At 65.6% G+C, this 26,143-nt stretch carries 26 protein-coding genes; 6 read left to right on the forward strand and 20 right to left on the reverse strand.

All coding sequences use genetic code 11. The features are described 5' to 3' along the window. Nucleotides 1-70 precede the first annotated feature (70 nt). On the forward strand, nt 71-736 hold the full coding sequence (locus SCD90_RS05470) for a TetR/AcrR family transcriptional regulator (protein ID WP_319843619.1): 666 nt from the start codon (nt 71-73) through the stop codon (nt 734-736). Beyond that, nucleotides 709-1,938 carry a multicopper oxidase domain-containing protein gene (locus SCD90_RS05475; RefSeq protein ID WP_319843620.1) on the forward strand — a complete coding sequence of 410 codons (1,230 nt, stop codon included), beginning with the start codon at nt 709-711 and terminating at the stop codon, nt 1,936-1,938. Before SCD90_RS05470 ends, SCD90_RS05475 begins: the two co-directional genes overlap by 28 nt. On the opposite strand, the gene SCD90_RS05480 is transcribed toward SCD90_RS05475, so the two are convergent. Further along, nucleotides 1,926-3,419, reverse strand: coding sequence for an NAD(P)H-hydrate dehydratase (locus SCD90_RS05480; RefSeq protein ID WP_319843843.1), 1,494 nt, complete (start codon nt 3,417-3,419; stop codon nt 1,926-1,928). The genes SCD90_RS05475 and SCD90_RS05480 overlap by 13 nt on opposite strands. 276 nt (nt 3,420-3,695) lie before the next feature. On the opposite strand from SCD90_RS05480, the gene SCD90_RS05485 reads away from it, so the two are divergent. The 3 genes from SCD90_RS05485 (at nt 3,696) to SCD90_RS05495 (ending at nt 6,039) form a co-directional block, all read left to right on the forward strand. Beyond that, nucleotides 3,696-4,034: a P-II family nitrogen regulator gene (locus tag SCD90_RS05485; protein WP_319843621.1), complete on the forward strand. Its 339-nt coding sequence runs from the start codon at nt 3,696-3,698 to the stop codon at nt 4,032-4,034. Between the two features lie 58 nt (nt 4,035-4,092). Beyond that, entirely contained in the window at nt 4,093-5,502 is a 1,410-nt protein-coding gene (gene glnA, locus SCD90_RS05490; RefSeq protein WP_319843622.1) for a type I glutamate--ammonia ligase, read from the forward strand. A gap of 144 nt (nt 5,503-5,646) precedes the next feature. Then, entirely contained in the window at nt 5,647-6,039 is a 393-nt protein-coding gene (locus SCD90_RS05495) for a DUF1236 domain-containing protein (RefSeq protein ID WP_319843623.1), read from the forward strand. Nucleotides 6,040-6,525: 486 nt separating this feature from the next. Here the strand turns inward: SCD90_RS05495 and SCD90_RS05500 are convergent, their stop codons facing one another. Continuing rightward, complete coding sequence (locus tag SCD90_RS05500) at nt 6,526-7,428, reverse strand: LysR family transcriptional regulator (protein WP_319843624.1); 903 nt, start codon at nt 7,426-7,428, stop codon at nt 6,526-6,528. 99 nt (nt 7,429-7,527) lie between these two features. On the opposite strand from SCD90_RS05500, the gene SCD90_RS05505 reads away from it, so the two are divergent. Continuing rightward, the gene (locus tag SCD90_RS05505; protein ID WP_319843625.1) at nt 7,528-8,409 is read left to right on the forward strand and encodes an aldo/keto reductase family oxidoreductase; all 882 of its coding nucleotides are present in this window, start codon (nt 7,528-7,530) and stop codon (nt 8,407-8,409) included. 332 nt (nt 8,410-8,741) lie between these two features. Here SCD90_RS05505 and SCD90_RS05510 read toward each other — a convergent pair whose 3' ends face one another. The 18 genes from SCD90_RS05510 to SCD90_RS05595 all read right to left on the reverse strand — a co-directional run bounded on the left by SCD90_RS05510 (nt 8,742) and on the right by SCD90_RS05595 (nt 25,842). Next, nucleotides 8,742-9,626 (reverse strand): cytochrome c oxidase assembly protein, encoded by an 885-nt coding sequence (locus tag SCD90_RS05510; RefSeq protein WP_319843626.1) that lies wholly within the window; start codon nt 9,624-9,626, stop codon nt 8,742-8,744. Further along, the gene (locus SCD90_RS05515) at nt 9,623-9,970 is read right to left on the reverse strand and encodes a hypothetical protein (protein ID WP_319843627.1); all 348 of its coding nucleotides are present in this window, start codon (nt 9,968-9,970) and stop codon (nt 9,623-9,625) included. The genes SCD90_RS05510 and SCD90_RS05515 overlap by 4 nt, the downstream gene beginning before the upstream one ends. Nucleotides 9,971-9,974: 4 nt before the next feature. Beyond that, nucleotides 9,975-10,580, reverse strand: a complete 606-nt coding sequence (locus tag SCD90_RS05520) for a cytochrome c oxidase subunit 3 (protein WP_319843628.1) — start codon at nt 10,578-10,580, stop codon at nt 9,975-9,977. Further along, nucleotides 10,577-12,661: a cytochrome c oxidase subunit I gene (gene ctaD / locus SCD90_RS05525; protein ID WP_319843629.1), complete on the reverse strand. Its 2,085-nt coding sequence runs from the start codon at nt 12,659-12,661 to the stop codon at nt 10,577-10,579. The genes SCD90_RS05520 and ctaD overlap by 4 nt, the downstream gene beginning before the upstream one ends. Beyond that, entirely contained in the window at nt 12,658-13,668 is a 1,011-nt protein-coding gene (gene coxB / locus SCD90_RS05530) for a cytochrome c oxidase subunit II (protein WP_319843630.1), read from the reverse strand. The genes ctaD and coxB overlap by 4 nt, the downstream gene beginning before the upstream one ends. Then, complete coding sequence (locus tag SCD90_RS05535; RefSeq protein ID WP_425265642.1) at nt 13,665-14,255, reverse strand: c-type cytochrome; 591 nt, start codon at nt 14,253-14,255, stop codon at nt 13,665-13,667. The genes coxB and SCD90_RS05535 overlap by 4 nt, the downstream gene beginning before the upstream one ends. Further along, entirely contained in the window at nt 14,252-15,061 is an 810-nt protein-coding gene (locus SCD90_RS05540; RefSeq protein ID WP_319843632.1) for a substrate-binding domain-containing protein, read from the reverse strand. Before SCD90_RS05540 ends, SCD90_RS05535 begins: the two co-directional genes overlap by 4 nt. Then, nucleotides 15,042-16,829: a methanol/ethanol family PQQ-dependent dehydrogenase gene (locus SCD90_RS05545; RefSeq protein WP_319843633.1), complete on the reverse strand. Its 1,788-nt coding sequence runs from the start codon at nt 16,827-16,829 to the stop codon at nt 15,042-15,044. The genes SCD90_RS05540 and SCD90_RS05545 overlap by 20 nt, the downstream gene beginning before the upstream one ends. Nucleotides 16,830-16,895: 66 nt before the next feature. After that, nucleotides 16,896-17,699 (reverse strand): ABC transporter permease, encoded by an 804-nt coding sequence (locus SCD90_RS05550; RefSeq protein WP_319843634.1) that lies wholly within the window; start codon nt 17,697-17,699, stop codon nt 16,896-16,898. Beyond that, nucleotides 17,696-18,436, reverse strand: coding sequence for an ATP-binding cassette domain-containing protein (locus SCD90_RS05555; RefSeq protein ID WP_319843635.1), 741 nt, complete (start codon nt 18,434-18,436; stop codon nt 17,696-17,698). Before SCD90_RS05555 ends, SCD90_RS05550 begins: the two co-directional genes overlap by 4 nt. Further along, nucleotides 18,412-19,377 (reverse strand): PQQ-dependent catabolism-associated beta-propeller protein, encoded by a 966-nt coding sequence (locus SCD90_RS05560; RefSeq protein WP_319843636.1) that lies wholly within the window; start codon nt 19,375-19,377, stop codon nt 18,412-18,414. The genes SCD90_RS05555 and SCD90_RS05560 overlap by 25 nt, the downstream gene beginning before the upstream one ends. Beyond that, nucleotides 19,365-20,552 (reverse strand): ABC transporter substrate-binding protein, encoded by a 1,188-nt coding sequence (locus tag SCD90_RS05565; protein WP_319843637.1) that lies wholly within the window; start codon nt 20,550-20,552, stop codon nt 19,365-19,367. The genes SCD90_RS05560 and SCD90_RS05565 overlap by 13 nt, the downstream gene beginning before the upstream one ends. Further along, nucleotides 20,549-21,016, reverse strand: coding sequence for a hypothetical protein (locus SCD90_RS05570; RefSeq protein ID WP_319843638.1), 468 nt, complete (start codon nt 21,014-21,016; stop codon nt 20,549-20,551). Before SCD90_RS05570 ends, SCD90_RS05565 begins: the two co-directional genes overlap by 4 nt. A gap of 184 nt (nt 21,017-21,200) precedes the next feature. After that, a complete protein-coding gene (locus SCD90_RS05575; protein ID WP_319843639.1) occupies nt 21,201-21,458 on the reverse strand; it encodes a hypothetical protein in 258 nt (85 codons plus the stop codon). Further along, nucleotides 21,451-22,755 carry an LVIVD repeat-containing protein gene (locus tag SCD90_RS05580; RefSeq protein WP_319843640.1) on the reverse strand — a complete coding sequence of 435 codons (1,305 nt, stop codon included), beginning with the start codon at nt 22,753-22,755 and terminating at the stop codon, nt 21,451-21,453. The genes SCD90_RS05575 and SCD90_RS05580 overlap by 8 nt, the downstream gene beginning before the upstream one ends. Further along, on the reverse strand, nt 22,752-24,296 hold the full coding sequence (locus SCD90_RS05585; RefSeq protein WP_319843641.1) for a tripartite tricarboxylate transporter permease: 1,545 nt from the start codon (nt 24,294-24,296) through the stop codon (nt 22,752-22,754). The genes SCD90_RS05580 and SCD90_RS05585 overlap by 4 nt, the downstream gene beginning before the upstream one ends. 11 nt (nt 24,297-24,307) lie before the next feature. After that, the gene (locus SCD90_RS05590; RefSeq protein WP_319843642.1) at nt 24,308-24,838 is read right to left on the reverse strand and encodes a hypothetical protein; all 531 of its coding nucleotides are present in this window, start codon (nt 24,836-24,838) and stop codon (nt 24,308-24,310) included. Then, nucleotides 24,835-25,842, reverse strand: a complete 1,008-nt coding sequence (locus SCD90_RS05595; RefSeq protein WP_319843643.1) for a tripartite tricarboxylate transporter substrate-binding protein — start codon at nt 25,840-25,842, stop codon at nt 24,835-24,837. Before SCD90_RS05595 ends, SCD90_RS05590 begins: the two co-directional genes overlap by 4 nt. Nucleotides 25,843-26,143 lie beyond the last annotated feature (301 nt).

The following is a 26,143-nucleotide window of genomic DNA, read 5'->3' on the forward strand; positions in this document are numbered from 1 at the left end:
ACATTTCTAGTCTGTAGACGTGCCTGTCAACGGGCTTGTACTGGTTCAGAAGGAATGGAAGGAACGCGTTATGGCACTCGGCCGGCCCCGGTCATTTGACACCGACACCGCCCTCGCTGCGGCGATGGGGGTGTTTTGGCGTCGCGGCTACGAAGGCGCTTCGCTGGCTGAGCTGACGAAGGCCATGGGCATCAACCCGCCCAGCCTGTACGCAGCCTTCGGAAACAAGGAGCAGTTGTTCCGCGCCGCGCTCGACCGCTATGGCGAGCGCCGCTCCGAGTTCTTTGCCTGGGTTCTTGAAGCGCCGACGGCGCGCGAGGTGCTTGAGCGCATCTTCCGTGGCACCGCGGAAAGCTCCACCACGCCCGGCGAGCCGCGCGGTTGCCTCGTGGTTCAGAGCGGCACGGCCTGCAGCACTGCCGATGATTCGGTGGCGAAGGAGATCGTCGCCCGACGTCGCGGCATCGAGGAGGCAGTGACCGCCCGGTTCCAGCGCGCCAAGGACGAGGGAGACCTCGCGCCGGACGTCTGCCCGGTGGCTCTCGCCCGCTATGTCAGCGCGGTCGTCCAGGGCATTGCCCTGCTCGCCGCCAATGGCGCGGAGCGCGAGGAGCTTCAGCAGGTTGCCGAGATTGCGATCCGCACCCTCCCCGCCGGTCAGAGCGCGTCCGACTCGCGGTCGGCTCAGGAGCCCGCTATGACGGCGGGATGCATCGAGCCAGCCAACCAGCACTGACGCGACGCCTGCTGCTGACCACGGGTATCGCCGCTCTCTTGGCGAGACCTGACCTTGCGTCCGCACAGGGCGCATCCCCGCCGATCCTGCTTGCCATCAAGCCGGGCGAGTGGGCGGTGCCGGGCACCTCGCAAACTTTGCTCGCGCCCCTGATCAATGGCGCGGCGGCAGGCCCGCTGGTGAACACGGTCGCCGGTGCAGAGACCATCCTCGACATCAGCAACGGCACCGCTGCGGCTTTGCGGTTCTCTGTGCAGGGGCTTCGCTCGTCCATAGCGCCGGACGAACCGGTGCCCGCAGGACAGACCCGCACCATCAGGTTCACCGCGCCGGACGCCGGCACCTTCGTCTACAGGTTTCACGCAGAGGCTGAGGAAAACGTCGGCGAGACGGTTCTGCTGGCGGGTCCCGTCATCGTGGGCGGCAACGATCCCGCTGTGGCGGACCGCGACATCTGCGCCGCGTTCAGCATTCTCAACCTTGCCGGCGAAGACGGGTCGCGGCGCAGGTTGGTGCTGGTGAACGGCGGCCCGGCTCTCTCCGTGTCCGCGCGGCTCGGCGAGCGCCTGCGCCTTCGCCTGGCCAATCTCGCGGAGGACGTGGCGCCGCTTCGCCTGCCGGAGGGCGCCCGCATCATCGCGCTCGATGGCCAGCCCTGCGCACCGTTTCCTCCGCTCGACAATGTGCTGCTCCTGCCGCCGCTCGGCCGCGCCGACATCCTCCTCGACATGCCGGCCTTGCCCGGCGACGTGGTGGTGAAGGACGATCTCACGCCGGATCATGTCCTCGTCCGCATCGCCGTGGCCGGCGAACCCGTCGCCGCGCGAACACTCGCGGACAGGCTCCCTGACAACCCACGCCTTCCTGCCAAGATACCGCTGAAGTCTGCCGTCCGGGCCAACCTCCCGACAGGCCAGCCGGCACCGGAGGTTCTGGTGAATGCGCGTAAGGGCCAGACGGTGGTGCTGACCGTCTCGGGCGGCAAGGTGCTCACAGCTCTGCGGCTTGAAGGCGTCAGCGCTCGCCACTTGGACACGATGGACGACGGCTGGAAGCCATGGTGGCTGGACACGCAACTCATCTTCCCCGGCGAGACCAGCCGGCTCGCCTTCGTTATCGACAGCGCTGGAAGATATCCCGTCATCCTCCAGCCGCTGGAAGGCGGCGGCCCCACGCTCAGAAGCGTGGTTCAGGTAGACTGAGCCCTGGCCGCAGCCCCGTAGAGCCGGGCCAGCACGGGCCTGAGCGCATCCGGCAGATCCTCGGCGATCAGCCCCGGTCCGATCTCGCGAGCGGCCTCGCCGTGCATCCAGGCCGCCGCCGCGGCGGCCTCGAACGCGGGCATGCCCTGCGCCAGAAGGCCTGTGATGATGCCGGCCAGCACATCACCGGACCCCGCCGTAGCGAGCCATGGAGGCGCGTTGTCCGAAATAGCGGCCCGCCCATCCGGCGCGGCGATCACGGTGTCCGCGCCCTTCAGGAGCACGACGGAACCCGAAGCTTCCGCGGCCGCCCGTGCGCGCTCAAGTTTCGAACGAGATGAACCGCGCAAGCCCCTGAAGACGCGGTTGAACTCGCCTTCATGAGGGGTCAGAACGACGTTCCCGTTCTGCTTGTTGCGCGAGAACAGATGCTCCGGCTCGTCCGCGAAGCTGGTCAGGGCGTCGGCGTCCAGCACCACGGAGCGGCTGCTTTCAAGAGCAAGCCAGGCAAGTTCCCGGGTGGCGAAATCCGCGCCTGCGCCCGGACCCACGAGCACCGCATTGCGCCTGTCATCGAGAAGCAGGTCGGCAAAGCCGCCTCTGCCGTCCATCGGCAGGACGATCACAGCCTCCAACGCCGCCTGGTAGATCGGCAGGACGGCTGGCGGCGCGCCAAGCGTTACGAGACCGGCGCCTGTCCGCAGCGCCGCCCGCGCAGCCAGGCGGGCCGCACCCGTCATGGTCGAGCCGCCGGCAATCAAGGCGTGTCCCCGGCTGTACTTATGCCCGCCGGCACCCGGAACGGGAAAACAGGAGCCCCAGAGCGAGGGTCGGTTCAACCATGCGCGACTGCCGATGGCATCCAGCACCCCCGGCTCGATGCCGATCTGGGCCAGCCGGACGCGCCCGCAAAGCTCTCGCCCGGGCAACAGCACATGTCCCGGCTTCAAACGAAAAAACGTTATCGTGGCATCGGCCTGCACAGCCTCGCCGCGCACCTCACCGGTCGTTCCGTCCACCCCGGAAGGCACATCGACGGCGAGCACCCGTGCGGTGGACCTGTTGACCAGCCGCACGGCCTCCAATGCGGCTCCCTGCACGTCGCGCGCAAGGCCTGCGCCGAACAGCGCATCGACGATCAAGGAAGCGCCCTCCAGCCGGTCGGCCGACACCCGCTCGACGGGGCCGTGCCAGAGCGCAGCCGCCGCTGCGGCATCCGGGCGCATCGAACCCCGATCCCCCACGATCCCGACCCGCACCCTGTAGCCGCTTTCCTGCAGCAGGCGCGCGGCAACGAAGCCATCGCCGCCATTGTTGCCGGTTCCGCAAAGAACGTAGACGCACGCGCCGTCAGGCAGCATGTCCACGGCCGAGTCGCGGACCGCCTGCCCTGCTGCCAGCATCAATTCCCCGACCGGCCGTCCGCTCGCGGCGGTCAGCGCATCGGCGCGGTTCATCTCCTCCGTCGTCAGCAGCTCGATCATGTGTGCAGATTATCCGGTGCTGCTGGGGCTGGCTTCTGTCGACCCGCTCTTCGCTCTTGCTCAATGTTGAAGCAACCGCCGATCAAAACCGCGGCGGCATCGTGCCTAAACATGCGCCACTTGACCGCTTTTTAATCATCAACAGGCATACCGCCACGTCGCGAACATAGAGGGCATAGACAATAGCTGCCGTAAAAAACGGTTCCGCGTCTTTGGCACGATTGCTGCTAGTGGTGGGCGCGCCCGCGGCGGCGGCAGGTAACAGGGGTAGACATGAAGAAGATCGAGGCCGTCATCAAGCCGTTCAAGCTCGATGAGGTGAAGGAGGCCCTGCAGCAGGTCGGCGTGCAGGGTATCACTGTCATCGAAGCCAAGGGATTCGGCCGCCAGAAGGGCCATACCGAGCTTTATCGCGGCGCCGAATATGTTGTGGACTTCCTGCCCAAGGTGAAGATCGAAGTCGTGATCGGCGACGACCTCGTGGACAGCGCTATTGACGCCATCCGCAAGGCCGCGCAGACGGGTCGCATCGGCGACGGCAAGATCTTCGTGTCCACCATCGAGGAAGTCATCCGCATCCGCACGGGCGAGACCGGCATCGACGCCATCTGAGCCCACCAGCCTATCGGCGGCGTCCGCCGCTTAATTTCTTACGTCAGAGGAAGCAGACATGAAGAGCGCCAAGGAAGTCCTGAGCTTCATCAAGGACAACGATGTGAAGTATGTGGACCTCCGCTTCACGGATCCGAAGGGCAAGTGGCAGCACGTCACCTTCGACATCTCCATGGTGGACGAAGAGTTCTTCGAGGAAGGCCAGATGTTCGACGGCTCGTCGATCGCCGGCTGGAAGGCCATCAACGAATCCGACATGCTTCTGATGCCGGTTCCCGAGACCGCCTGCCTCGACCCGTTCTTCGCGGCATCGACCCTCTCGGTCGTCTGCAACGTCCTCGAGCCCACCACCGGCGAGCCCTACCCCCGCGATCCGCGCGGCATCGCGCTGAAGGCCGAGGCTTTCGTGAACTCCGCCGGCATCGGCGACACCATCTCGTTCGGCCCGGAAGCCGAGTTCTTCATCTTCGACGACGTGAAGTACTCCGCCACGCCGTACAATGTCGGCTTCCAGGTCGATCACCCGGAACTGCCGCACAACTCGAACACCGCCTACGAGGGCGGCAATAACGGCTACCATGTCGCCACCAAGGGCGGTTACTTCCCGGTTCCCCCGGTCGATTCCGGACAGGACATCCGCGGCGAGATGCTGGCAGCCATGGCAGCCATGGGCGTCAAAGTCGAGAAGCACCATCACGAAGTCGCCTCCGCGCAGCACGAACTCGGCATGAAGTTCGACACGATGACGCTGATGGCCGACCAGCTGATGATCTACAAGTACTGCATCCACTCGGTTGCGCACTCGTTCGGCAAGTCGGCGACCTTCATGCCGAAGCCGGTCTATGGCGACAACGGTTCGGGCATGCACTGCCACCAGTCCATCTGGAAGGACGGCAAGCCGCTCTTCGCGGGCGACAAGTATGCCGGCCTCTCGCAGGAGTGCCTGTGGTACATCGGCGGCATCATCAAGCACGCCAAGGCCGTCAACGCCTTCACCAACCCGTCGACCAACTCCTACAAGCGCCTGGTCCCGGGCTTCGAGGCTCCCGTGCTGCTGGCCTATTCGGCCCGCAACCGCTCGGCCTCGTGCCGCATCCCGTTCGCGACCTCGCCCAAGGCGAAGCGCGTCGAGGTGCGTTTCCCGGATCCGCTGGCGAACCCCTACCTGGCATTCGCGGCCCTCGCGATGGCCGGCATGGACGGCATCCTCAACAAGATCGATCCCGGCCAGCCCATGGACAAGGATCTCTACGATCTGCCGCCCGAGGAGCTGAAGGAAATCCCGACCGTGTGCGGCTCGCTGCGTGAAGCGCTCGAGAGCCTCGACAAGGATCGCGAGTTCCTGAAGGCCGGTGGCGTGTTCACCGACGACTTCATCGACAGCTTCATCACCCTGAAGATGCAGGAAGTCATCAAGTTCGAGCACACCCCGCACCCGGTCGAGTACGAGATGTACTACTCGCACTAAGACCAGCGAAACATCGATGCACTGCAAGAAGCCGGGGCGTGGAAGCGCCCCGGCTTCTTGTTTGAGTAACCCTCGATCGCCCACCAAAGGAACCATTCCGTACCAGTGCGGTTGTCTGGACCGGGGACCACGAGGGATAAAAACATGAACACCAGGATCATTCTTGCTGCCGCTATCGGCGCTCTTGCTCTGTCCGGCGCCGCACAGGCACAGGAAGGCACCGCAGCCGGCGTGGCTGGCGGCGCGGCCACGGGCGCCGTAGTGGGCGGCCCGGTCGGCGCAGTCGTCGGCGGCGTGGTCGGCGGCATTGCCGGCACGGCCATCGATCCGCCGCCGGCCGAAGTTCGCCAGTACGTGGTCCGCGAGCGCTACGAGCCGGTTCGCGTCGAGCGTCGCATAGTCGTCGGCGAGGCACTGCCCGAGACCGTCGTCGTCCGCGAAGTGCCGAACTACGAAAGCTACAGCTACGCTTACGTCAACGACCAGCGCGTGATCGTCGATCGCCGCAGCCGCAAGGTTGTCGAGATCGTCGACTGAGCCAGCACCACCAAGGACAATGACGACGATGCCGCCCTCCCGGGCGGCATTTTCGTTTTCGGTGCGCATCGCGCCGAAATGATGAGGAGGCGCACTCCGTGCGATGCGGTACCTCCGCAGATTTTTTCCGATGTCACTTGACTGTCATTCAGGACAGTACCAATCTCTCATTGTCAGACACGGAATACGGAGGTTTAAGAAAATGACCCCGCCGGAGCAGATATAACCTGATAGAACGTTTCATCCGCTGAGATGAATACTGGCATCAGGACGTCAGACAATCAGAAATTACATCGTTACATATGAACGACATCTGCTGCATGCCATCGTTGATGGAGGCAGCAACCTGATGGCGCAGATGTGGTTCACCTGAACGTACAATCAAAGCCGATAGGGTTCGATCGCCCGCGCGCATTATCATGCCCGGCACGGACAGGCTCCGACGAACCAATGGCAACGCGCCCCTTCGCATGCGAGGGGGCGTTTTCATGTCGGGACGGAGCCGTCCAGCTTGATGAAATCCAGAAAGGCCCGCAGAGGCGCCGGCACCAGCCTGCGGCCCGGATAATAGAGGAAGGGGCCGGTAAATCGCGGCCACCAGGGTTCAAGCACCGCCTCCAGCCGTCCGCTGTCCAGATGGGGCCGCAGCCAGTCTTCGAACAGGGAGATCACTCCCGTTCCTGACAGAGCGGCATCGACCGCGAGATCCGTCGCCGCTCCCGCGCTGACAACCAGCGGACCACCGGGCTCGACGCGAACGACCTCGCCCTCGCGCTCATACTCCCACGTAGTCATCGCCCCGCTGCTGAAACGCCCCTGGATGCAGGCATGGCCAAGCAGGTCGCGCGGATGCTCCGGACGTCCTCGCCCATCGAGATAGAAAGGCGCCGCGGCCGTGGCGAAACGCTGCGTTCGCGGGCCGATGGGCACGGCGATCATGTCCTGCTCCAGCCGCTCATCATAGCGGATGCCCGCGTCGCAGCCTGCGGAGACCACGTCCACGAAACTGTCGTCGGCCACGATCTCCAGCCTGATGTCGGGATATGCCGCAAGGAAGCGCGGCACGATGGCTGGCAGCACCAGACGCGCGGCGCTCACGGGCACGTTCAGCCGCAGCGTGCCGGCTGGGCTGTCGCGAAATCCGTTGATCACGTCGAGAGAGGACCTGATTTCGTCGAAGGCGGGTGTCAGGCGCGCCAGCAGCCGCTGCCCGGCCTCCGTCGGCACCACGCTCCGTGTCGATCGATGCAGCAGGCGCACGCCAAGCTTTGCCTCGAGCCGCCGCACGGCATCGCTGAGAGCCGAGGCGCTCGTCTGGTTCAGCCGCGAAGCCTCACGGAAGCCCCCGGCGCGAGCGACCCAGACAAAGTGGTTCAGATCTTCCAGCATGCCATTGTTCGCCGTTCCGGACAGCTCGTGCGGATTGTGCCCCATTATCAGCTGGAGCGCGACAGCCTAGGTTCAGTCCACCCAACGAGGAGGATTGCCATGTCCATGATTGATCGCAGCGGCACGTTTCGGCTTGGAGACTTCGAGGTTCGCAGGCTCGGCTATGGGGCCATGCAGCTTGCCGGTCCGGGCGTGTTCGGGCCGCCGAAGAACCGCGCGGAAGCCGTGGCAGTGCTGCGAGCCGCGGTTGAAGCCGGCGTCAACCACATCGACACCAGCGACTTCTACGGACCCCATGTCACGAACGAGATCATCCGCGAGGCGCTTCATCCCTATGCCGACGATCTCGTGATCGTCACCAAGATCGGAGCCAGGCGTGGTCAGGGCGGCTCGTGGCTTCCGGCCTTCTCAGCCGACGAACTTCGTCAGGCCGTTCACGACAACCTGCGCAATCTCGGCCTGGATATCCTTCCGGTCGTCAACCTCCGGGCCATGTTCAGCGTACACGGGCCTGCGGAAGGCTCGCTTGAAGAGCCGCTTTCGGCGCTGGCTGAGATGCAGAAAGAAGGGCTGGTCCGGCATATCGGGCTCAGCAATGTCACGCAGCGGCAGGTGGAGGATGGCCGGCGGATCTGCTCGGTCGTGTGCGTGCAGAACCAGTACAACCTTGCGCAGCGCGCCGATGACGGTCTGATCGGCCGGTTGCAGGCCGAGGGAACGGCCTATGTGCCATTCTTCCCATTGGGCGGCTTCACTCCCCTGCAGTCTTCAGCTTTGAGCGGGGTCGCGGACCGGCTGGGGCGCACGCCCATGCAGATTGCGCTGGCATGGCTGCTGCAGCGAGCGTCGAACATCCTGCTGATTCCCGGCACGTCTTCTACGGGGCATCTGCAGGAGAACCTCGCAGCCGCTGAAGTCACGTTGAACGACGACGATCTCGCCGAACTGGACGGTATCGCCGGGAGTGCTGCGGGCTTGTGACGCTGCCGGCCTTAAGCAGGAGGCCTGACCATGCATCAAATCATGGAACTCACGGCGGAGCCGGGTGCCCCTTGGTCTCTAAATAGCGCCAAGACGTACCAACCGGGTTGCGTACAGAAGCGCCGCCTAGTGCAGGATGGGCAAGCCTGCCAGTCTGGGTATCTGTTCAAGGGAGCCGTCCCCCAGACCCGCCCTTGATCGGCAACTTGGCCGCGCCGCTCCATCCCTCACCCCGGGAGCGGCGCGGCGGCTTATCCGCTCAAGAGGAGCATTGGATGAGCAGTCCGATCGATCCCAGCCCGATGGCCTTCATGTCGCCAAGCCGGGCTGCGCTAGGGCACATTCGGCGAGTACAAGACGGGCCTGTCCTGTCGTGCCGTCTTCAGCCAGGAGGCCGCCATTGCTAGCGCGGCGACCGCATATACCATCCCCGCCGGAATCCACATGATGAGGCCCGCGAGTTGCTGATCCTCCAGCGGGGTCATTCCCCAAAGACCAGCATCGGGCATGGCCTCATACAAAAGGCTGGGCGAGAAGGTCAGGAGCACGCCTAGGAAGCCCGTGTGCAGCGAGGTCACGAACAGGTGGCCGACCACGGCACCGGAGGCGTGGCGGCGGCGCCACCCTTCCAGCATCACCCACCAGAACAGCAGCGCCGAGGCGAAGAAGCTGAGATGCTGCAGCCAGTGCAGCCATTCGACGGCGAGCGCAGCCTCGAACAGGCCCTTCACGTGCCAGATCCAGATCGCCAAGCCGTGCAGGACCGTCGCGGTCAGCGGCCGCGTCAGGAACGCCCAGAGGGCTACGAACCGCCTGCCCCTGGCAGCCCGCCCGAGCCCGCGCCGCCAAGCTTGCCGGAGCGCCCACAGCATGGCCCCGAGCGGACGGCCCAGCACCAGCAATGGCGCGGCCACCACCATCAACAGCTCATGCTCGACCATATGGGCGGTGAAAAGGCGGCGGCTCGCATCATGCAGGGGTGAAACAAGGGCGATCGCGGTGGCGAGCCAGCCAAGGGCGAACAATGCGGCCTGCGCGCCGGAAACGCCGCGGCCCCATCCCGCACGGCGCCACAGCCGCAGCGTTCCCGACCCGTAGAGGCCGGCGCTCAGCAGCAGCGGAGCAAGCAAGGTGGGATCCAGCGTCCAGCCGCCAAAGGTCTGCCCGCCAAAGCAGCGGGACGCCGCAAGCAGCAGGTCGAACTGGCTTCCGGTCACCGCTCGCAGCCGTGGAAGATCAAGCCCGCCAGTCCGTGCAGCAGGATGATGGCGGTGAAGAGCGCGGCGGACATAACGCCGAGCGCGGCAAGGAAGCGTTCGGTCTCGGGCCTGCGGTCGAGGCTGCGCGCATCCGCCTCCGCGCCGCGCCAGCCTCGCCACGAGACCAGCCCCCCTGCCGCCGCCACAAGTGCGAGGACACCGGCCGCCCAGGGCACAGGATAGAGCTGGTGCGCGCACTGCCAGGGCACGAGCACGTAGTTCAGCTGAAAGGACAACGCCCATGCGGCGGGTCCGGTCGCCAGGCCGGCCCATGGAAGGGAGAAGCGGCGATATCCCATCATGGCGTCAGATCCGCTGGAACCAGTAGAGCAGGACGTAGAGCGGCACCCAGGAGCCAACCACGAAGTACCAGTAGAAGCCGTTGTCCTCGACATCGGTGAACCGGCGTGGCACGCGCCCCTCCTTCGTGAACATCAGCACGGTCACGACGAGCGTGTCGCCGACATCGGTGGCGAGATGGACGGTGTGCAGGGCAAGGATCAGCCACAGCATGGAGCCGTAGGCGTTCGTGTCCCACCAGATGTTCAGGGCCGGGAACTCGAAGACGCGGACACCGAGCAGGACAAGGCCCAGCAGGCTCATGACCACGAGCCCGATCCTCACCCGTCGCAGGTCCTTCTTCACTGCCGCCTGCTTGAGCCAATGGTTCGGCAGCAGGCTGGCCAGCAGCAGGATGCTGAAGACAATGCCGGGCATGAGGTCCGGCGGCGCCGCACCGATCGGCCAGGCACTTTCGCTGAGATAGGCAAGATAAAGATAGGACCCGCTGACCAGCGCGAAGCCCATGCCCTCCAGCGCGCAGAAGGCAAGCGTGCCCCACCACGTCGTCATGCGGGGGCCGAAGCCGTAGGTCGGGTGGTCCTTCAGGTCGAGGACGACGCGCGTCTTCATTCCTCATCCTCCGGGTTGCCCTTCGGCCAGAACCAACCGATCAGCGCAACCGCCGCCACCGGCGTGCCCCAGACCACGAACCAGGGCGAGAAGATGGAGCCCAGGAAGGTCGCGCCCACGGCCATCGCCGAGAGGAAAGGCCAGATCGAGGGGTCGGGAGAGGCCTCGCGCAGGTCAGGCCGGGCGCTCGTCACCGTGGTGACGACGATCTCGCGGGCATCGACGCGCAGCCCCGCCACCGCAGGAAGGCTCTCACGCTCATGCCAGAGCGGCTCCTCGTGGGTCACCACCGGTATGCGCGCGAAATTGTGCGGCAGCGGCGGCGAGGCTGCGGCCCATTCCAGCGTGCCGGCGTCCCACGGATTGGCCGGCGCGACGGAACCTGAGCGCAGGCTGCGCACCACATTCACGGTCAACAGCACGAAGCTGACGAACAGCATCAGCGCGAACGCCGTGACGAGCAGGTTGATGCCACCCCAGCCCAGTTCCTCCGGATAGGTGTAGACGCGGCGCGGCATGCCCATGAAGCCCAGGATGTGCATGGGAAAGAAGGCGCCGTTGAACCCGATGAAGGCGGTCCAGAAGTTCCAGGTGCCGAGCCGCTCGGACAGCATGCGGCCGGTGAATTTGGGGAACCAGTAGTAGACGGCGGCGAGCAGCGGGAACACGGCGCCGCCGATCAGCACGTAGTGGAAGTGCGCCACCACGAAATAGGTGTCGTGCACCTGGAGATCGAGCGGAACGGACGCGACCATGACCCCGGTGAGGCCGCCCGCCACGAAGATGAAGAAGAAGCCCAGCACGAAGAGCAGCGGCGTCTTGAGCACGGGGCGACCCATCCACAAGGTCGCGATCCAGCAGAAGATCTGGATGCCGTTCGGAATGGCGATGAGCATGCTGGCGGCGGTGAATAAGCTGGCGCCGAGCATGGGCAGCCCTGTCGCGAACATGTGGTGGACCCACAGCCCGAAAGACAGGAATCCCGTGGCGATCAGCGACAGGACCAGCGCGATGTAGCCGAAGATCGGGCGGCGCGCGAAGGTCGGGATGATGGCCGACACGAAGCCCGTCGCGGGGATGAAGATGATGTAGACCTCGGGGTGCCCGAAGAACCAGAACAGGTGCTGGTAGAGGAGAGCGTCGCCGCCTTCCGCCGGGTTGAAGAAGTGCGTGCCCACCAGCCGATCCAGGATCAGCATGGTGGAGGCCATCATCACGGCCGGCATGGCGAAGATGATGACGAAGCTCGTGATGAGCAGTGCCCAGACGAAGAGCGGCACCCGGTCGAGGCTCATGCCCGGCGCGCGCTGCTTGAAGACGGTCACGATGGTGCTCACCGCACCGGCGAGCGAGGCCACCTCCGTGTAGGTGATCATCTGCGCCCAGACGTCCGGTCTTTTGCCGATGCCGTATTCCGGCCCGGACAGCGGCACATAGGCGAACCAGCCGACATCCGGGCCGATGTTCAGCATGAACGACGCCCACAGGAACAGCCCGCCCGACAGGAAGATCCAGTAGCTGAAAGCCGTCAGCCTCGGAAATGCGACATTGCGGGTGCCCACCATCAGCGGCACCAGATAGATGCCCAGCCCCTGCATCACCGGCACGGCGAACAGGAACATCATGGTCATGCCGTGCATGGTGAATAGCTGGTTGTAGAGATCCGGCCCGATGAACCCGTTCTCCGGCCGTGCCAGCTGGATGCGCATGGCGATGGAGGACAGCCCGCCAAGGAACAGGAAGATGAAGGCCGTCACGATATAGCGGCGGCCGATATCCTTGTGATCGACGCTGGACAGCCAGCCGACGAAGCCCGGCTCCCGCCGCCAGGTATCGGCAAGAACGCGGTCCAGAGTCTCGTCATCCAGCCCGTCGTCGCGGGTATCGAACGGCACCTGTCCGGGAACGAGTGGAGGCGGCGCCCGTCTGGCGATCCCGGGCACCTCCGCGATACGGGCGAAGGCCTGCGGGTACAGCATTCGCTTGACGGCCAACGCACCCGCGACGCCCGAGGCGAACGCCAGAAGCGTCGGCAGCCAGGCCCGCAGCCCACCGTCATCCCGTCTCCCGCCGGCGCTCATTTTAGCCCCGCGAGATAGGCCGCGACCGCACCGATATCCTCGCCGCTGAGATCGGTCTTCGGCATGTTCACGCCCGGCTTGAAGTGATGGGGATCGGCGATCCAGCGCGCCAGATTGTCCTCGCTCATGGGCAGGGTGCCCGCCCCGATGGTCTGCTGGCTGCCGACATGGGTCAGATCAGGAGCCACGCGCCCGGCAGCCGAGGTGCCGCGAATTCCGTGACACATGGCGCAGGCCCGGCTGGTGAAGACCTGCTCGCCGCGTTGACGGCTTGCTTCGGAGGGCCGCTCCGCCGGCTTCAGCTGCGCCTCGTACCAGGCATCGAATTCGGCGCGCGGATGGGCGATGACGAGCAGCCCCATATGCGCGTGCTGGAAGCCGCAGAACTCCGCGCACTGGCCACGATAGGTGCCGGGACGATCAACCACGAAGGACTGGATGTTGGTGCGGCGGGGGATCAGGTCCGTCTTGCCGGCAAGGCTCGGCACCCAGAAGCTGTGGATCACGTCCGCCGAGGTCAGCTTCAGCGTGACGGTCTCGCCCACGGGCACGTGGATCTCGTTGGCGACACTGAGCACGCGCGAAGGCTGGTCGCTTTCATAGGTCACCTGCCACCACCATTGCTGGCCGGTGACGCGCAGGACCAGCCCTTCGCCTTGCATGCCCGCGAGGCTCTTGCCGGTGAGGAAGGTGGCGGCGGTGAGGACGACGAGGATCACCGCCGTCAGCGCCACGAGGCCCGACACGGCAAGGGTCGCAAGGCGGTCGGCGCGCGGACGTTCCTTCAGCGGATCGGCATGGTCGGTGCGCCGCCGCCTCAGCATCGCGAACCCGAGCGCGGCCATGGTCAGCAGCCAGACAACGGTGCACACGGCTATGAAGAACCAGGTCAGGCTCTCGATCCCGCCCGCCATGGGGCCGTGGCTGTCGAGGGAAGACTGGATGCCCCGGCATCCACCAAGCGCCAGGCTGGACGCCAGAAGCCCGGGAACTGACCGCCTGTTCACAGCGGCGCCCGCTCGGCCGGCGATGGGGGCGTCACATTGTTCGGCACGCCAACGCTCGGCGGTGCGTCGGCTGGACCGAACGGGTCCTTCACCATGCGGTTTTCGCCGGGAGCGGACTGCATGTCGTCATTGCGGCCCGGCGGCACGTCCTTCGAGGTCAGGCCACCCAGCGCGCGCACATAGGCCGACAGCTGCCAGATTTGCTCCTCCGGCACCTTGCCACGGAAGCTCGGCATGCCGTTCGGCCGTCCTTCGCGGATCGTCGCCGCGATGTTCTCGATGGTGTTGCCGTAGATCCAGGCATCATCCATCAGGGCCGGGCCGGAGCCGCCGCCGCCGTTGCCGTGGCAACCCACGCAGTTGAACCAGGTGAACAGGCGCTTGCCCTGGCTGACGTGGTAGGCATTGCTCTCATAGGCCTGCCCCTGCCCGCTGTTCGCGGCCACGGGAGCTGCCTGCCCGGGCGACAGCGGCGACAGAACCACCTGATCGGCCGGCCCCGGCGGCGGGCTTTGGAAACTGCGGTCCTCGCGCTCACAGGCTGCGACTGCCAAAAAGAGTGACATGGCGGCGATCAACCGGATCATCGGCGGGCCTCCGTCCGGTCGAGCCGCGGCACGCCATAGCTCGCAAGGATGGCGTCCACATCTGCCCGCCGCGCCTTCAGCGCCGCATCCACCTCCTCGCGCAGGGGTTCGTCCTCGCGGCGCACACCCATGGAGATGTCGAACACCATCGGGAGCATCGGCCCATCGATTCCCGGCGTGACCGGGCGAATGGAGAGTTCCACGGCCTGCCGTGGCGCGAAGTAGCCGGCGAACGGACCCCAGACGACCGCGACATCCACTTCGCCCTCCGCCACGGCGCGCACGATGCGGCCGGCGGGGTTCGCCTCGGCATAGTCGCCGTAGACGGTGTAGCCCCGCATATTGCCGGTGATGCCCCGGCGCTCCAGCGCATGTGCGGGCGGCGCATTCGAACCGTCGTCGCCGATCAGTTGCACGCCCACGCGCAATGTCCGCAGGCGCGGATCGTCGAACGAGCCGATGTCCAGTGCATCCACGCCCCGCGTCACGAACACATAGCCCGAGCGATAATACGGCGCGGTGGTACGCAGCATCTCCATATTGGCCACGGTGCCGGGGATCAGGTCGCAGCGCCCTTCCCGCAATGTGTTGCGGATGAAGCCGCGCCGCTGTGCCCACCAAGTGTAGCTGACCTCCGCACCCATCTGCTCGGCGATCACTGCCGCGATGCGGTTCTCGAAGCCTTCCCCGCGCTCGTTCGAGAACGGCAGATTGTTGGGGTCGGCACAGACCCGCAATTCACGTGCGGATGCTGGAAGCGCCAGAACCACGACAAGCGCGATGCCCTTAAGGAAGGCGGAACACATAAAGCGTCCCTCCCTTCGTGGTGTGCTGCGGCAGGTCGCCCATGGCACCGACGAAGCCGAGCGCCGCCGTCTTGTCCCGCGCGTCGAGATCGCCTGACACGATCACCCCCGGCCAACCGCCGACGCCGGCGAGGATGGCCACATACTGATGCCCGTCGGGACCGCGATAGGTGGTGGGCTGGCCGATGATCCCCGAAGAAGTCTTGAACTGCCAGAGCACCTCTCCGCTCCGGGCGTCCACGGCTTTGAACCAGCCCTCCATGGTCCCGTAGAAGACGACATCGCCCGCCGTGACCAGCGCCCCGCTCCAGACGGGGAACGGCTCGTTGATCGTCCACACCTCCTTGCCGGCGCGGATGTCCCAGGCGGAGAACTCGCCGCGATGGCCACCGGGGCCGGGCTTCATGTGGACATTGGCGCCGACATAGGGCGTGCCGGCGATGTAGTTCGGCTCGACGCCCTCGAAGTCCATGCACAGGTTGGCGTGCGGAAGGTAGAGCAGCCCAGTCCGCGGCGAGAAGGCGGACGGGTTCCAGTCCTTGGCGCCGGAGGCATTGGGGCAGATGTCGCGCACCACCTTGCCGGTTTTAGGCTCCTTCTCGGACACCATGTGCGGGCGCCCGGTCTTAAGATCGACGCCGCTGATCGCCGTCAGCGCGTGGAACGGGTTTGCGGACAGCACCTCGCCCGTCGTGCGGTCCAGCACATAAACGAAGCCGTTCCGCTCCGGCCGCACCAGCACTTTGCGGGGCTCTCCGTTCCAGTCCATGTCGAGCAGGATCTGCTCGTTGATCCCGTCATGGTCGTAAACGTCGTGCGGGCTCCACTGGTAGAACCACCGGGCCGCGCCCGTATCGGGATTGCGCGCGAAGATGCCGGCCGTCCACTTGTTGTCGCCGGGGCGGGCCTCATGGTTCCAGGGGCCGGGATTGCCGGTGCCGTGGTAGATCAGGTCGAGGTCGGGATCGTAGGAGATCCAGCCCCACATATTGCCGCCGCCCTGCCGCCACGCCTCCGGCGGCCAGGTGGTCACGCCGAGATCGGTGCCCCGGTCGTTCTCGTAGAACGGCTTGAACTCCGGGCCGATCAGGACATCGCCGTCCGGCCCTGTCGCCCAGGCCGTCCAGCGCACCTCGCCGCTGTTTATGTCGAGCGCCTTTAGCCAACCCCGGACGCCGTACTCGCCACCGGAATTGCCGACGAGCACCTTATCCTTCACCACCAGCGGAGCCATGGTGGTGGTCTCGCCTATATTGATGTCGCCGACCTTGACCCGCCACACCTCCCGGCCCGTCTCGGCATCGACCGCGACGGTGTGGGCGTCCAGCGTGTTGTAGAAGATCTTGCCCTCGGCATAGGTCGGGCCGCGATTGACGACGTCGCAGCACGCCACGCCCTGAGAGGCCGGCTCCGCCTTCGGATCGTAGCGCCACTTCATCGGCGCGCCGGGCCGGGCGAGGTCAAGCGCGTAGAGGATGTTTGGCCAGGGGCTCAGCACATACATGGTGCTGCCGACGACGAGCGGCGCCGCCTCTTGCCCCCGGTTCACCCCAGTGGAGAAGGTGAAGGCAACCTGCAGGCCTTTGACGTTCCCCGTGTTGATCTCGTCGAGGCCGCTGAACCGCGTGCTGGCATAGTTCTTCGCCGGCATGGTCCACTGGCCGTCCTCCGGCGGAGCAGCGGATGGTGGCGGCGCGATGGCGGGTTGTTGCGCAAGCGCGGGCGCCATGGACAACAGTGCCAGCAAGAGCAAAACACCGGAACGCATGATCACCTGCCCCTACGCGACAGAGGCATGATAACGCGGCCGTGAAATCCGCGGTTCCTCGGTACTCTAGGGCACAAACCTCCCGCGCCACAGGCCCCGCCCGGGGTCGTAGCCCAGCACGGCACCGGCGAAGAACACGGCAGTGCACCCGACGACGATGGCGAGCGAGAGGGTGTTCAGCTGAAGATAAAGAGCAAACCGGATCAACTCGACCGCGTGGCTGAACGGGTTCGCGGCAGCGATGCCAGATAGGACAGCGCTCGCTTCCTCCAGCCGCCACAGCGGGTAAAGCGCCGTGGAGGAGAAGAACATCGGGAAGATCACGAAGTTCATGACGCCGGCGAAGTTCTCGATCTGCCGGATCAGCGAGGAGACCAGCAGGCCGAGCGCGCCCAGCATCAAGCCCGCAAGCACGATGGCCGGCAAAGCCGCGGCATAGCCCCAGAGAGGTGGGCGCATGTGCCAGAAGCGGGCGATGATCAGGAAGGCGTAGACCATCGGCAAGGCCACGAGCGTACTCGCGAGGAGGCGGGCCGCCAGCACGAACCATCGCGGCAGCGGGCTCGCCAGCAGCACGCGCATGGAGCCCGTCTCCCGGTCATGCACCATCGAGAGTGCGCTTTGCATGCCGTGGAACAGCAGCATCATGCCGGCGAGGCCGGGCACGACATAGGTCTCGTAGAGGATGTAGGTCTTGTAGGGCGGGATGATCGAGAGCCCCAGCACTGCCCGGAAGCCCGCCGCGAAGACCACGAGCCAGACCAGCGGCCGCACCAGAGCCGAGACGAACCGCGCCTTCTGGGACACGAAGCGCAGCGCCTCGCGCCGGAAGATGCCGGCAAAGGCACGGGAAAGGTGCCGCGCCGTCATGCCGCCCGCTCCGTGGCAGCAAGGAAGGCGCGTTCCAGATGGCCGTCCGGAGCGAAGTCGCCTGCCGGTCCAGAATGCAGCACCCTGCCCTTATGCAGCAGGACGAGCCCGTCACCGGCCTCCACCTCGTCCGCGAGATGGGTTGCCCAAAGCACCGAGAGCCCGTCCCGCTGCCGGAGCTCCCGGACATGGCGCAGAAGATCGCGCCGGGAGGCGGGATCGAGGCCGGAAGTCGGCTCATCGAGAACGAGCAGGCGTGGCCGGTGGATCAGCGCCCGTGCCAACTCCACGCGCCGCTTCTGCCCGCCGGAGAGGATGCGCACCGTGTCACTCAGCCGGCCGGCCAATCCGGCGCGCTCCAGTTCCTCGCACGCCCGCCGCGCACTTTCCCCGGCGCCGAGCCCATAGAGCGCGCCGTGGTAGCGCAGGTTCTCGCGAACGCTGAGATCGGGATCGAGCGTCGTCTCCTGGAACACGACGCCCATCAGCGCAAGCGCCGCCTCCGGCTCGCGCCGCAGATCGCGGCCCAGCACCCGCACCGTTCCCTGCCGCGCGTGGTAGAGCCGCGTGATCAGGGAAAGCAGCGTCGTCTTGCCGGCGCCGTTCAGTCCGAGCAGCGCGGTGAACCCGCCCGGCTGAAGGCTGAACGACACATCGGTCAGCGCCTGCCGCCGTCCGAAGCTGTGGCTGAGACCGGCGACCTCCAGCGCGTTCACGGAACCACGGCCACGCCCCATGGCCCGCGCCCGACCGCGATGGTCTTGACCGGCTCATTGGTCTCCAGATCGACGATGGTGACGTCGCTGGAGGTGCCGTTCGCCGTGTAAAGCCGCCTGCCATCCGGCGAGAGCGCCATGTGCCACACGCGCTGCCCCACAAGGAACATGCGGACGACCTCGAAGCTGGCCGGGTCCACCTCGGCCACCCGGTTCGCCGGCCCCAGCGCCACGAACGCGCGCTTGCCGTTCGGCGACATCTCGATGCCGACGGCCTGCACCAGTTCGCGCGAAACGCTCGGCACACCGAAGCTGATCTTCTTCAGCGAGGCGCGGGTGTTCGCGTCGAAAACCTCGACCGTGCCCCGGATCTCCGACGACACCCAGATCTGCGCGCCATCCGGCGTCACCATGGCCTCGCGCGGTCTCGTATCCACGAGGATGTTGTCCAGCAGTTCCATGCTTGCGGCATCAATCACATGCAGCATGCTTGTCGTCTCGGAGGTCGCCAGCACCAGCTTGCCGTCCGGGCTCACGCCCATGCCCTCGGGCTCCACGCCGACCTCGACCTCAGCCGTCACCTCAGATGAGGCGATGTCGACCGCCGACACCTTGGCATCGTCCTCATTGGCCACGAACAGCCTTTTGCCGTCGGGATGCACCGCGAACAGCTCCGGATCCTCGCCGCTGGGAATGGAGCGGACGACCTTTGCCGTCGCCACGTCCAGGACATCGATCCGGTCGTCGTCGCCCACCGCGATGAAGATGGACTTGCCGTCCACGCTGGGTGCGATGCCGCGCGGCCGGCGGCCGACATCCACGGTGGCGACCAGTTCACCGCGCTCACCGTCGATGATGGAGACGGTGTTGTCCTGCTCGTTCGACACATAGACCCGGTCCGCGAGCGCGGGGGTTGCAAGGATGAGAGCTCCCGCGAGCAGAACATCTCCTACATGCGGCATCGGCTCTCCTCCCTGTCGGTGCCCAAGGTGTCCAGCTCCGATCCACGGTGCAGGAAGCCCGGCTGGGGCGAGGCCGAGACGAGGAGCCGTGCCGTTGAGATGAGCACGGGCTGGCGCATCTGCCCATCCCAGTCTCGGAAGCTTAAGCCTTGCCCCTTGAAGCCGGCGAGCACGAAATCGGGCCCTCGCAGATAGGCGTTCAGGACGCCCGGATCGCTGCTGCGCGTGCGGATGGCCGCCTCACTTACAGCTCTCACAGCCAGCCAGGCCGCGTAGTCCGCCGCGTTCATGCGGCGACCCGCCAGTTTCTGGAATCGGCTGTGCAACTGGGCCGCGCCCCATTGCTCGTTCATGGTGCTCCAGCCGCCGGCCACGATCCCGTGCGTACCGACAACAGGCCGCGGAAGCGCCGTGCGTCCTTCCAGATAGTCCCCAAACTCGCCGCGCTCGTCAGCGACGACAAGCACATCGTGATCAGGAGCTCGCGTGAAGACGGGTATTTCGGATTGAAGTGCGACATGGCCCGTATCGGCACGCGCATTGCCGGGCTGGAACGTCCACCTTTTCTCTGCCACGATCTCTGCGCCGAACCTCTTGGCCGAGCGGTGCAGCGCCGCCGCCACCTCAATGTCGCCCTCGCCGCGTCCGACGATCAGGAACCAACGTCGCCAGCGCTTCCAGACAAGATACTGCGCCAGTCCGTCCGCGATCTGCGCACGGCTTGGCACGGTGTGCAGCATACTTGCTCGGCAGTCCTCGTTGCGAAGCCGGTCATCGGGTGCCCGGGCATTGATAAGCCTGATGTCGGCGTGGCGTGCGGCGTCGGCGGCGGCGAGCAGATCCTCCGCATCCAGATCCGTGGTGACGAAGCGCACCCCCTGCCCGGCAAGCTCAAATAATCCCGCCGCGATATCCCCGCTGCCAATCCGTCTCTCGATCAGACGGAAGCTGTGCCCGCTGAACCTTCCGGTAGTATTGCCATCCGCAATGGCGAGCCTCGCCCCATCAAGCCCGCTATCCGGGAGATCGGCGTCCACCGGGCTGACCTGCGTGAGCGGCGGCCGCTCCCGGCTCAGGAAGCCTATTGCCAATTCGGCGGCTTTAGCAGGCGCGACGACGAGCGAGGAGCCCAGCAGCACGAACAGCAGCGCCACAGCGATGGTCGTGGTCCTCATCGCCTTCCCCCGCAGCGCTCGGGATCGCGGATGCACGCGCCTATGACGCTCAACGCCCCACGCCACTCGCTCGTTCTCGGCTCAACCTCGGCAGGGCCGGCGCGCTGCAGTTCCCGATAGGCACGTTGGGCGGAGCGGAACGCTTGTCGTACGGCTTCTCGATGACCCTTGACGACAGCCACTTGCTCGAGCGCCGCCTGAGGCACCACCGCCAGCGGCGCGTAGCACTGCTCCGACATGCACACGACGTCGCTGTCGTCCGACATGCCTCGTGGGCCGGATAGCAGTTGATAGATCGCGTATTCGCCGTTGCCGCTTGTGGTGAAGATGAAGAACCCGTCCAACCCGCGCTCGATTTCCGAGGCGATGAGGGGGCGATCTCCGTCTGCGCCGCGCACGGCTGCAGGGACCACCAGAACAGCGGCAAGAACGAGGATGCGCTTCAATCCTGCGTAAGCTGCCATCACCGCTTCCGACGCACTCCAGTCGCTGACTTTCCTTAGTACCGCGATCTTGCCCCCGCAGGCTCCTATGATCGGAAGAGTACCGTCAGCTATGAAGTGTGAATGCGCCCGATCTCGGCTTGGGCACTATGCATGGAGCTGAACGTCGCCGGACGTGTTGGCGCAAGCGACTGATCTTGCCAGCTTATCGCGTGGTCCAATTGTGATCCCCCGCAAGGGACAGGAACAAGGCGGCGGCTTCGCGCGATCGGGCGATGCGCTCCAGGTCTCCCCAGCCGATACCGCCGCTCTCGGCGCCGAAGAACACCTGCCACGCCTCTTCGGAGACCCTCCGTCCCGGAAGATCGGCCTCGATGTCCCGCATCACGCCGACAAGCGCGGGCGTGATGGAGAAGGACGGGAGTGCCTCGTCGTCATCGGGAGATGCGCAGGATTCACACATCGCGCTCCACCGCCGCGGGAGTCGTTGCGGTGACGATCTCGAACCCGCGATCGCGGTCCAGGATGTAGACGAAGCCGCGCTCATCGACATCCACGTCGTTGCTTTGTGGCGCGACGTGACCGGGATAGGGCTCCGGCAGGTAGAAGCCGACCTCCACCGGGTGCTCGGGATCGGCGATGTCGATCACCCGCACACCACCCGCGAACCAGGTCGCATAGACGAGGCTGCCCACCTGCTTTTCCTGGAACTGATGGGCGCCGAACCGTCCGCCTGCTCCCGCATAGGGCGACCCGCGTTCGCTGACATGGAAGGTGGAGATAGGCGTCAGGTTCGCGGGATCGCTGGCATCCATGATCCAGATGAAGCCGTGCGGCTGGCCGGGCACATGGTCGTGCTCCTCGTCGACGATCAGCGCGATCTCGCGCCCGCCGACCGGCTCCGGCAGGCGCATCAGCGTGTGCGTCGGCTCCGGGAACGGGGGATGATAGTTGAAGCTGCCGATGGTGGTGGGGCGGGTGATGTCGGAGATGTCGATGACATAGGCGCCGGCATACCAGCACGCCGCCCACATCCGGTCGCCTTGCCGCAGCGCGTGGTGCAGGCGGTGGCGCTGGCCCTTCCATGAGGGCGTCTCGCCGCCAGCGACGTGCTGCCCTGGCATCCACCAGCGCGAAACCTCGCGCGGCGCCGCCGGGTCCGCCAGATCGTAGGTGACGAGGATGTTGCCGACATAGCCCTCCATCTCGGTCGAGATGTAGGCAAAGTCGCGGTCCATGTCGAAGCGATGGACGCCGATGCCGCCGGTGCGCACGGTGGACAACAATCGTGGATTGGCAGGATCGGCGATGTTCCAGACGCGGAAGCCCCCTTCGTCATAGCCGCGCGCCGCCCCTTCGCGCAGATCGGCCATGTCCGCCTCGGCAACGCCGATCTCGGCCGCCAGTTCTGCCTCCGTGGGCGGCCGGCCGAAGCGGGCCGACAGCACCTCGCCAGCGGCCGGCAAGCCTTCGCCCTTGCGGTAAAAATGTCGCCGGTGCCGCTCGACATTGGTGATCATCAGGTGGCCGGCCACCCGCACCTTGTGGGTATGCGAAAAGCGGCTGGGCGGTGGGATGCGAGCCACGACGACTGGATTCCATGGGTCGCGCACGTCGATGATGGAGGTGCCTTCCGGCGGCGACATATGCCCGACAAAGGCATAGCCGTCCTGCACCACCACTTGTCCGCCACCCATGATGTCCAACCGGGCAACAGGCCGCAGGCCTCGCGCGGTTTCCGTCTTCGGTACCGCGGTCATGCCCCGCCTCCCGCCACTGCCCCGGCGACAGGCTGCGGGCGCAGGCCTCGCTTCTTCCGCCACGCCACGAATGAAGGAATGAAGAGGGAGATGAAGAGCAGTGCCCACAGGATGTTGCCGACCGTGGAGGAGAAGAACACCAGCGGGTCATTGCCGCTGATGCGCAGCGCGCGCATCACATTGGCCTCCAGAAGCGGGCCGAGGATGACGCCGATGAGCATGGCCACGACATTGTAGCCGGTGCGGCGGCAGACATAGCCGATGACGCCGAACAGCAGCGTGAGCCAGAGGTCGAACATGTAGCCGCGCGGCGCGAACGAGCCCACCATCGTGAAGGCGATGATGATGGGCGCGAGAACCGCCGTGGGGATCAGGATCAGCTTCGAGATGTAGCGGGTCAGCGGCAGTGTGGTGAACAGCATCACGCCATACGCCACCAGCATGGTCACGAACACGCCATAGCCGAGTTCGGGCGTCTGGATGAACATGCGCGGGCCAAGCTGGACCCCGTGATAGGTCATCACGATCAGCATGACGGCCGCGGTGGTGCCGCCGGGCACCCCAATCACCAGCAGCGGGATGAGATCGCCCGAGGCGCAGCCATTGTTGGCGCTCTCCGGCGCGATGACGCCCTCGGGTATGCCCGTGCCGTAGAGCTCCGGCGTCTTCGAATAGAGGCGTGCCTGCTGGTAGGCCACGAAGGCTGCGATGGACGCTCCCGCTCCCGGGACGATGCCGATGATGAGCCCGACAATGCCCGTCCAGATCATCAGCCACCATCGCGCGAAGGCCATCTTCACGCCCTCCCACGTCTCGGGCCAGCCCGCCTTCTTCGCGATCTGCATGCCGGCCTCGGACAGCACCGAGCGGCTTTCCATCATGATCAGCGCCTCGGAGATGGCGAACACGCCGATCAGCACCGCGATCAGCGGAACGCCGTCGTAGAGTTCGAGGGCTCCGAACGTGCCGCGCGGCGTGGAGTAGATGTGGTCCGCGCCGATGGCGCCGATGAGCAGGCCGAGGAACCCCGCGATCAGGCCCTTCAGCATGTTCTCGGACGCGATGGATGCGATGAGCGTGATCCCGAACAGCAGGATCACCACCATTTCCACGCTGTGCAGGTAGTAGGCCAGCCTGGCCATGTAGGGCAGCAGGAAGATCGACATTCCCGCCGTCACCATGCCGCCCACGGTGGAGGCCACGAAGGAGAGGACCAGCGCCTGCTGCCCCTGCCCTTTCTTGGCCATGGGGTAGCCGTCCAGGCAGGTGGCCGCCGAGCCTCCGTTCCCCGGGATGTTGAGCAGGATGGAGGTTATGCCGCCGCCCATCTGCGACGCGCAGAACAGCGAGACCATGAAGATCATGGCGACGTCGACGTCCACGGCCAGCGTGAAGGGCAGCAGCATGATGATGGTGTTGGCCGAGCCGAAGCCCGGCATGGCGCCGATGATGATGCCGATGGTGGTGGCGATCAGGATCAGCCACCAATACGACAGAGCGTGAGCGAAGAGCTCCGCCACGAAGCCAAGGCTTGGTTCCATTGGACGCGTCCCTAAAGGCCGGTCAGAGCGCGCGCCGCGAGCTCGAACGGTCCAAGCGGAAAGGTGGTGCGGAGGATGGCGATGAAGAGCACATAGCCGCCGAAAGCGAGCGATGCTGCGGTGATCAACGCCATTCGGGGGCTCATCTTCTCCAGCCACAGGAAGGATGCCAGCAGGAAGAAGAACGTGCTGAGCGTAAAGCCGGCCCAGGGCAATGCCGCCACCGACAGCACCGCGAGCAGGAACAGCAGCCCCCGGACGCGGAACAGTGCGGCGTTCTCCCACAATGGGGTGAAATCCACCCGTAGCGCGCCGCGCCGCAGCCCCACAACCACCGTGACGACGAACACCGCGATCAAGGCGTAGAGCACGACCGCGACGAACACCGCCGCGATCTTGGCTTCCCAGACCAGATCGCGGATCGAGAACAGGTAGTAGGTGGCGAACCCCGCCGCGATGACGGGGATGATCCAGTCGCCCCCCGTCGCGTTTCGCGGGGCAGCTTCGCCGGAGGTGACCTCCGGCTCAAGGTGCGCGCTCACTTGCCGGCCGAGAGCAGCGGCTTGTACTGCGCGGCCAGTGCGGCGAACGCCTTGGCGGATGCATCGCATGCGGCGGCATCGCCAAACTGGATGAACTCCCAGGGCGTGCCGGCTTTCTCGGCGACTGTCTTGTATTCGGGATCGACGAACACCTCTTTCATCGAAGTGATCAGCTTCTCGAGGCGGTCCGGATGCTGTTCCGCCGCCTTGCGATGGATCGCCCAGGCGCGCTGGCCAGACATCGCAGGTATCTTGGTGCCAAGCGCCTGGTTCACGGGTGGGGCGTTGTCGGTCAATTCCGGCGCACGGTTGGTGTCGTTGAACACGGTCAGGAAGCGCGCCTGCTCGGAAAGTCCAAGCGAGGACGACAGGAAGGTCGCGCAGCCATCCACCTCGCCCGTGAGAGCGGCGGCGCGGGCGGGACCACCCCCGCCATAGGGGATCATCCGGATCTTGATCCCCGCCGCGTCGGCAAGCGCCAATGCCCCGATTGTCGAGGGATGAGGCAAGCGGCTGGTGGACAGCGTGATCTGACGCTTCTTCCCCTCTTCCACGAGGTCGTTGATCGTCTTGAACTTGCTGTTGGTGGGAACCCAGATGACGCTGTCGTCGACGTCGATCGAGCCGAAATACATGATGTCTTCAGGATATTTGTAGCGCACGTTCTGTGTCGCATACATGATCATCTCAGGGCCGATATTGCCGAACAGCAAATTGTAGCCCGTCGGCTCCCTCTTGCCGACGAACACCTCGTAGCCGACTTGTCCGGAGGCGCCGGGAAAGTAGGAATACTCGAAATTGGCGCCGAGATGCTTTGCCCACACGCGGGTGAATGCGCGGGCCGCCTGATCGACGCCGCCACCCTCACCCGTTGGCACCAGAACCTGGATGTTCTCGGACGGGAACGCCTTCTGCGCCCGCACGATCGATGGCGTGCAAAGTGCCGCTGCGGCGGCACCGCCGGACAAGATGAAACCACGGCGGGTGAAAGGCCGATCGGTCATGTTTACCTCCCTGAGCGCCGGCGGTTTGCCGCCTGGCTTTTTTGTTCAGTCTCCAGCTTTGAAGGTGCCCCGCGACCCACTCAGGAAGCTTATTGAGGTTTCCCGATGGGCTTGGTTGCGTGGTGGTCTCTTGCGCGTTCCAAGCCTCCCGAAGGAGCTTTTGGTTTAACCAATAATGGACATGATAATGATTGGTTCGTCTACGTAGTCAAGCCGATCAGCTGCAGGATCAGACAACCAGTAGCGTGTTCTGGGCGAAGCTGTCGGATTAGCGTTCGCCTGCGAATTCTCAGCCGCAAGG

The organism is Terrihabitans rhizophilus (assembly GCF_033898525.1).
GTDB lineage: Bacteria > Pseudomonadota > Alphaproteobacteria > Rhizobiales > Methylopilaceae > Flaviflagellibacter > Flaviflagellibacter rhizophilus.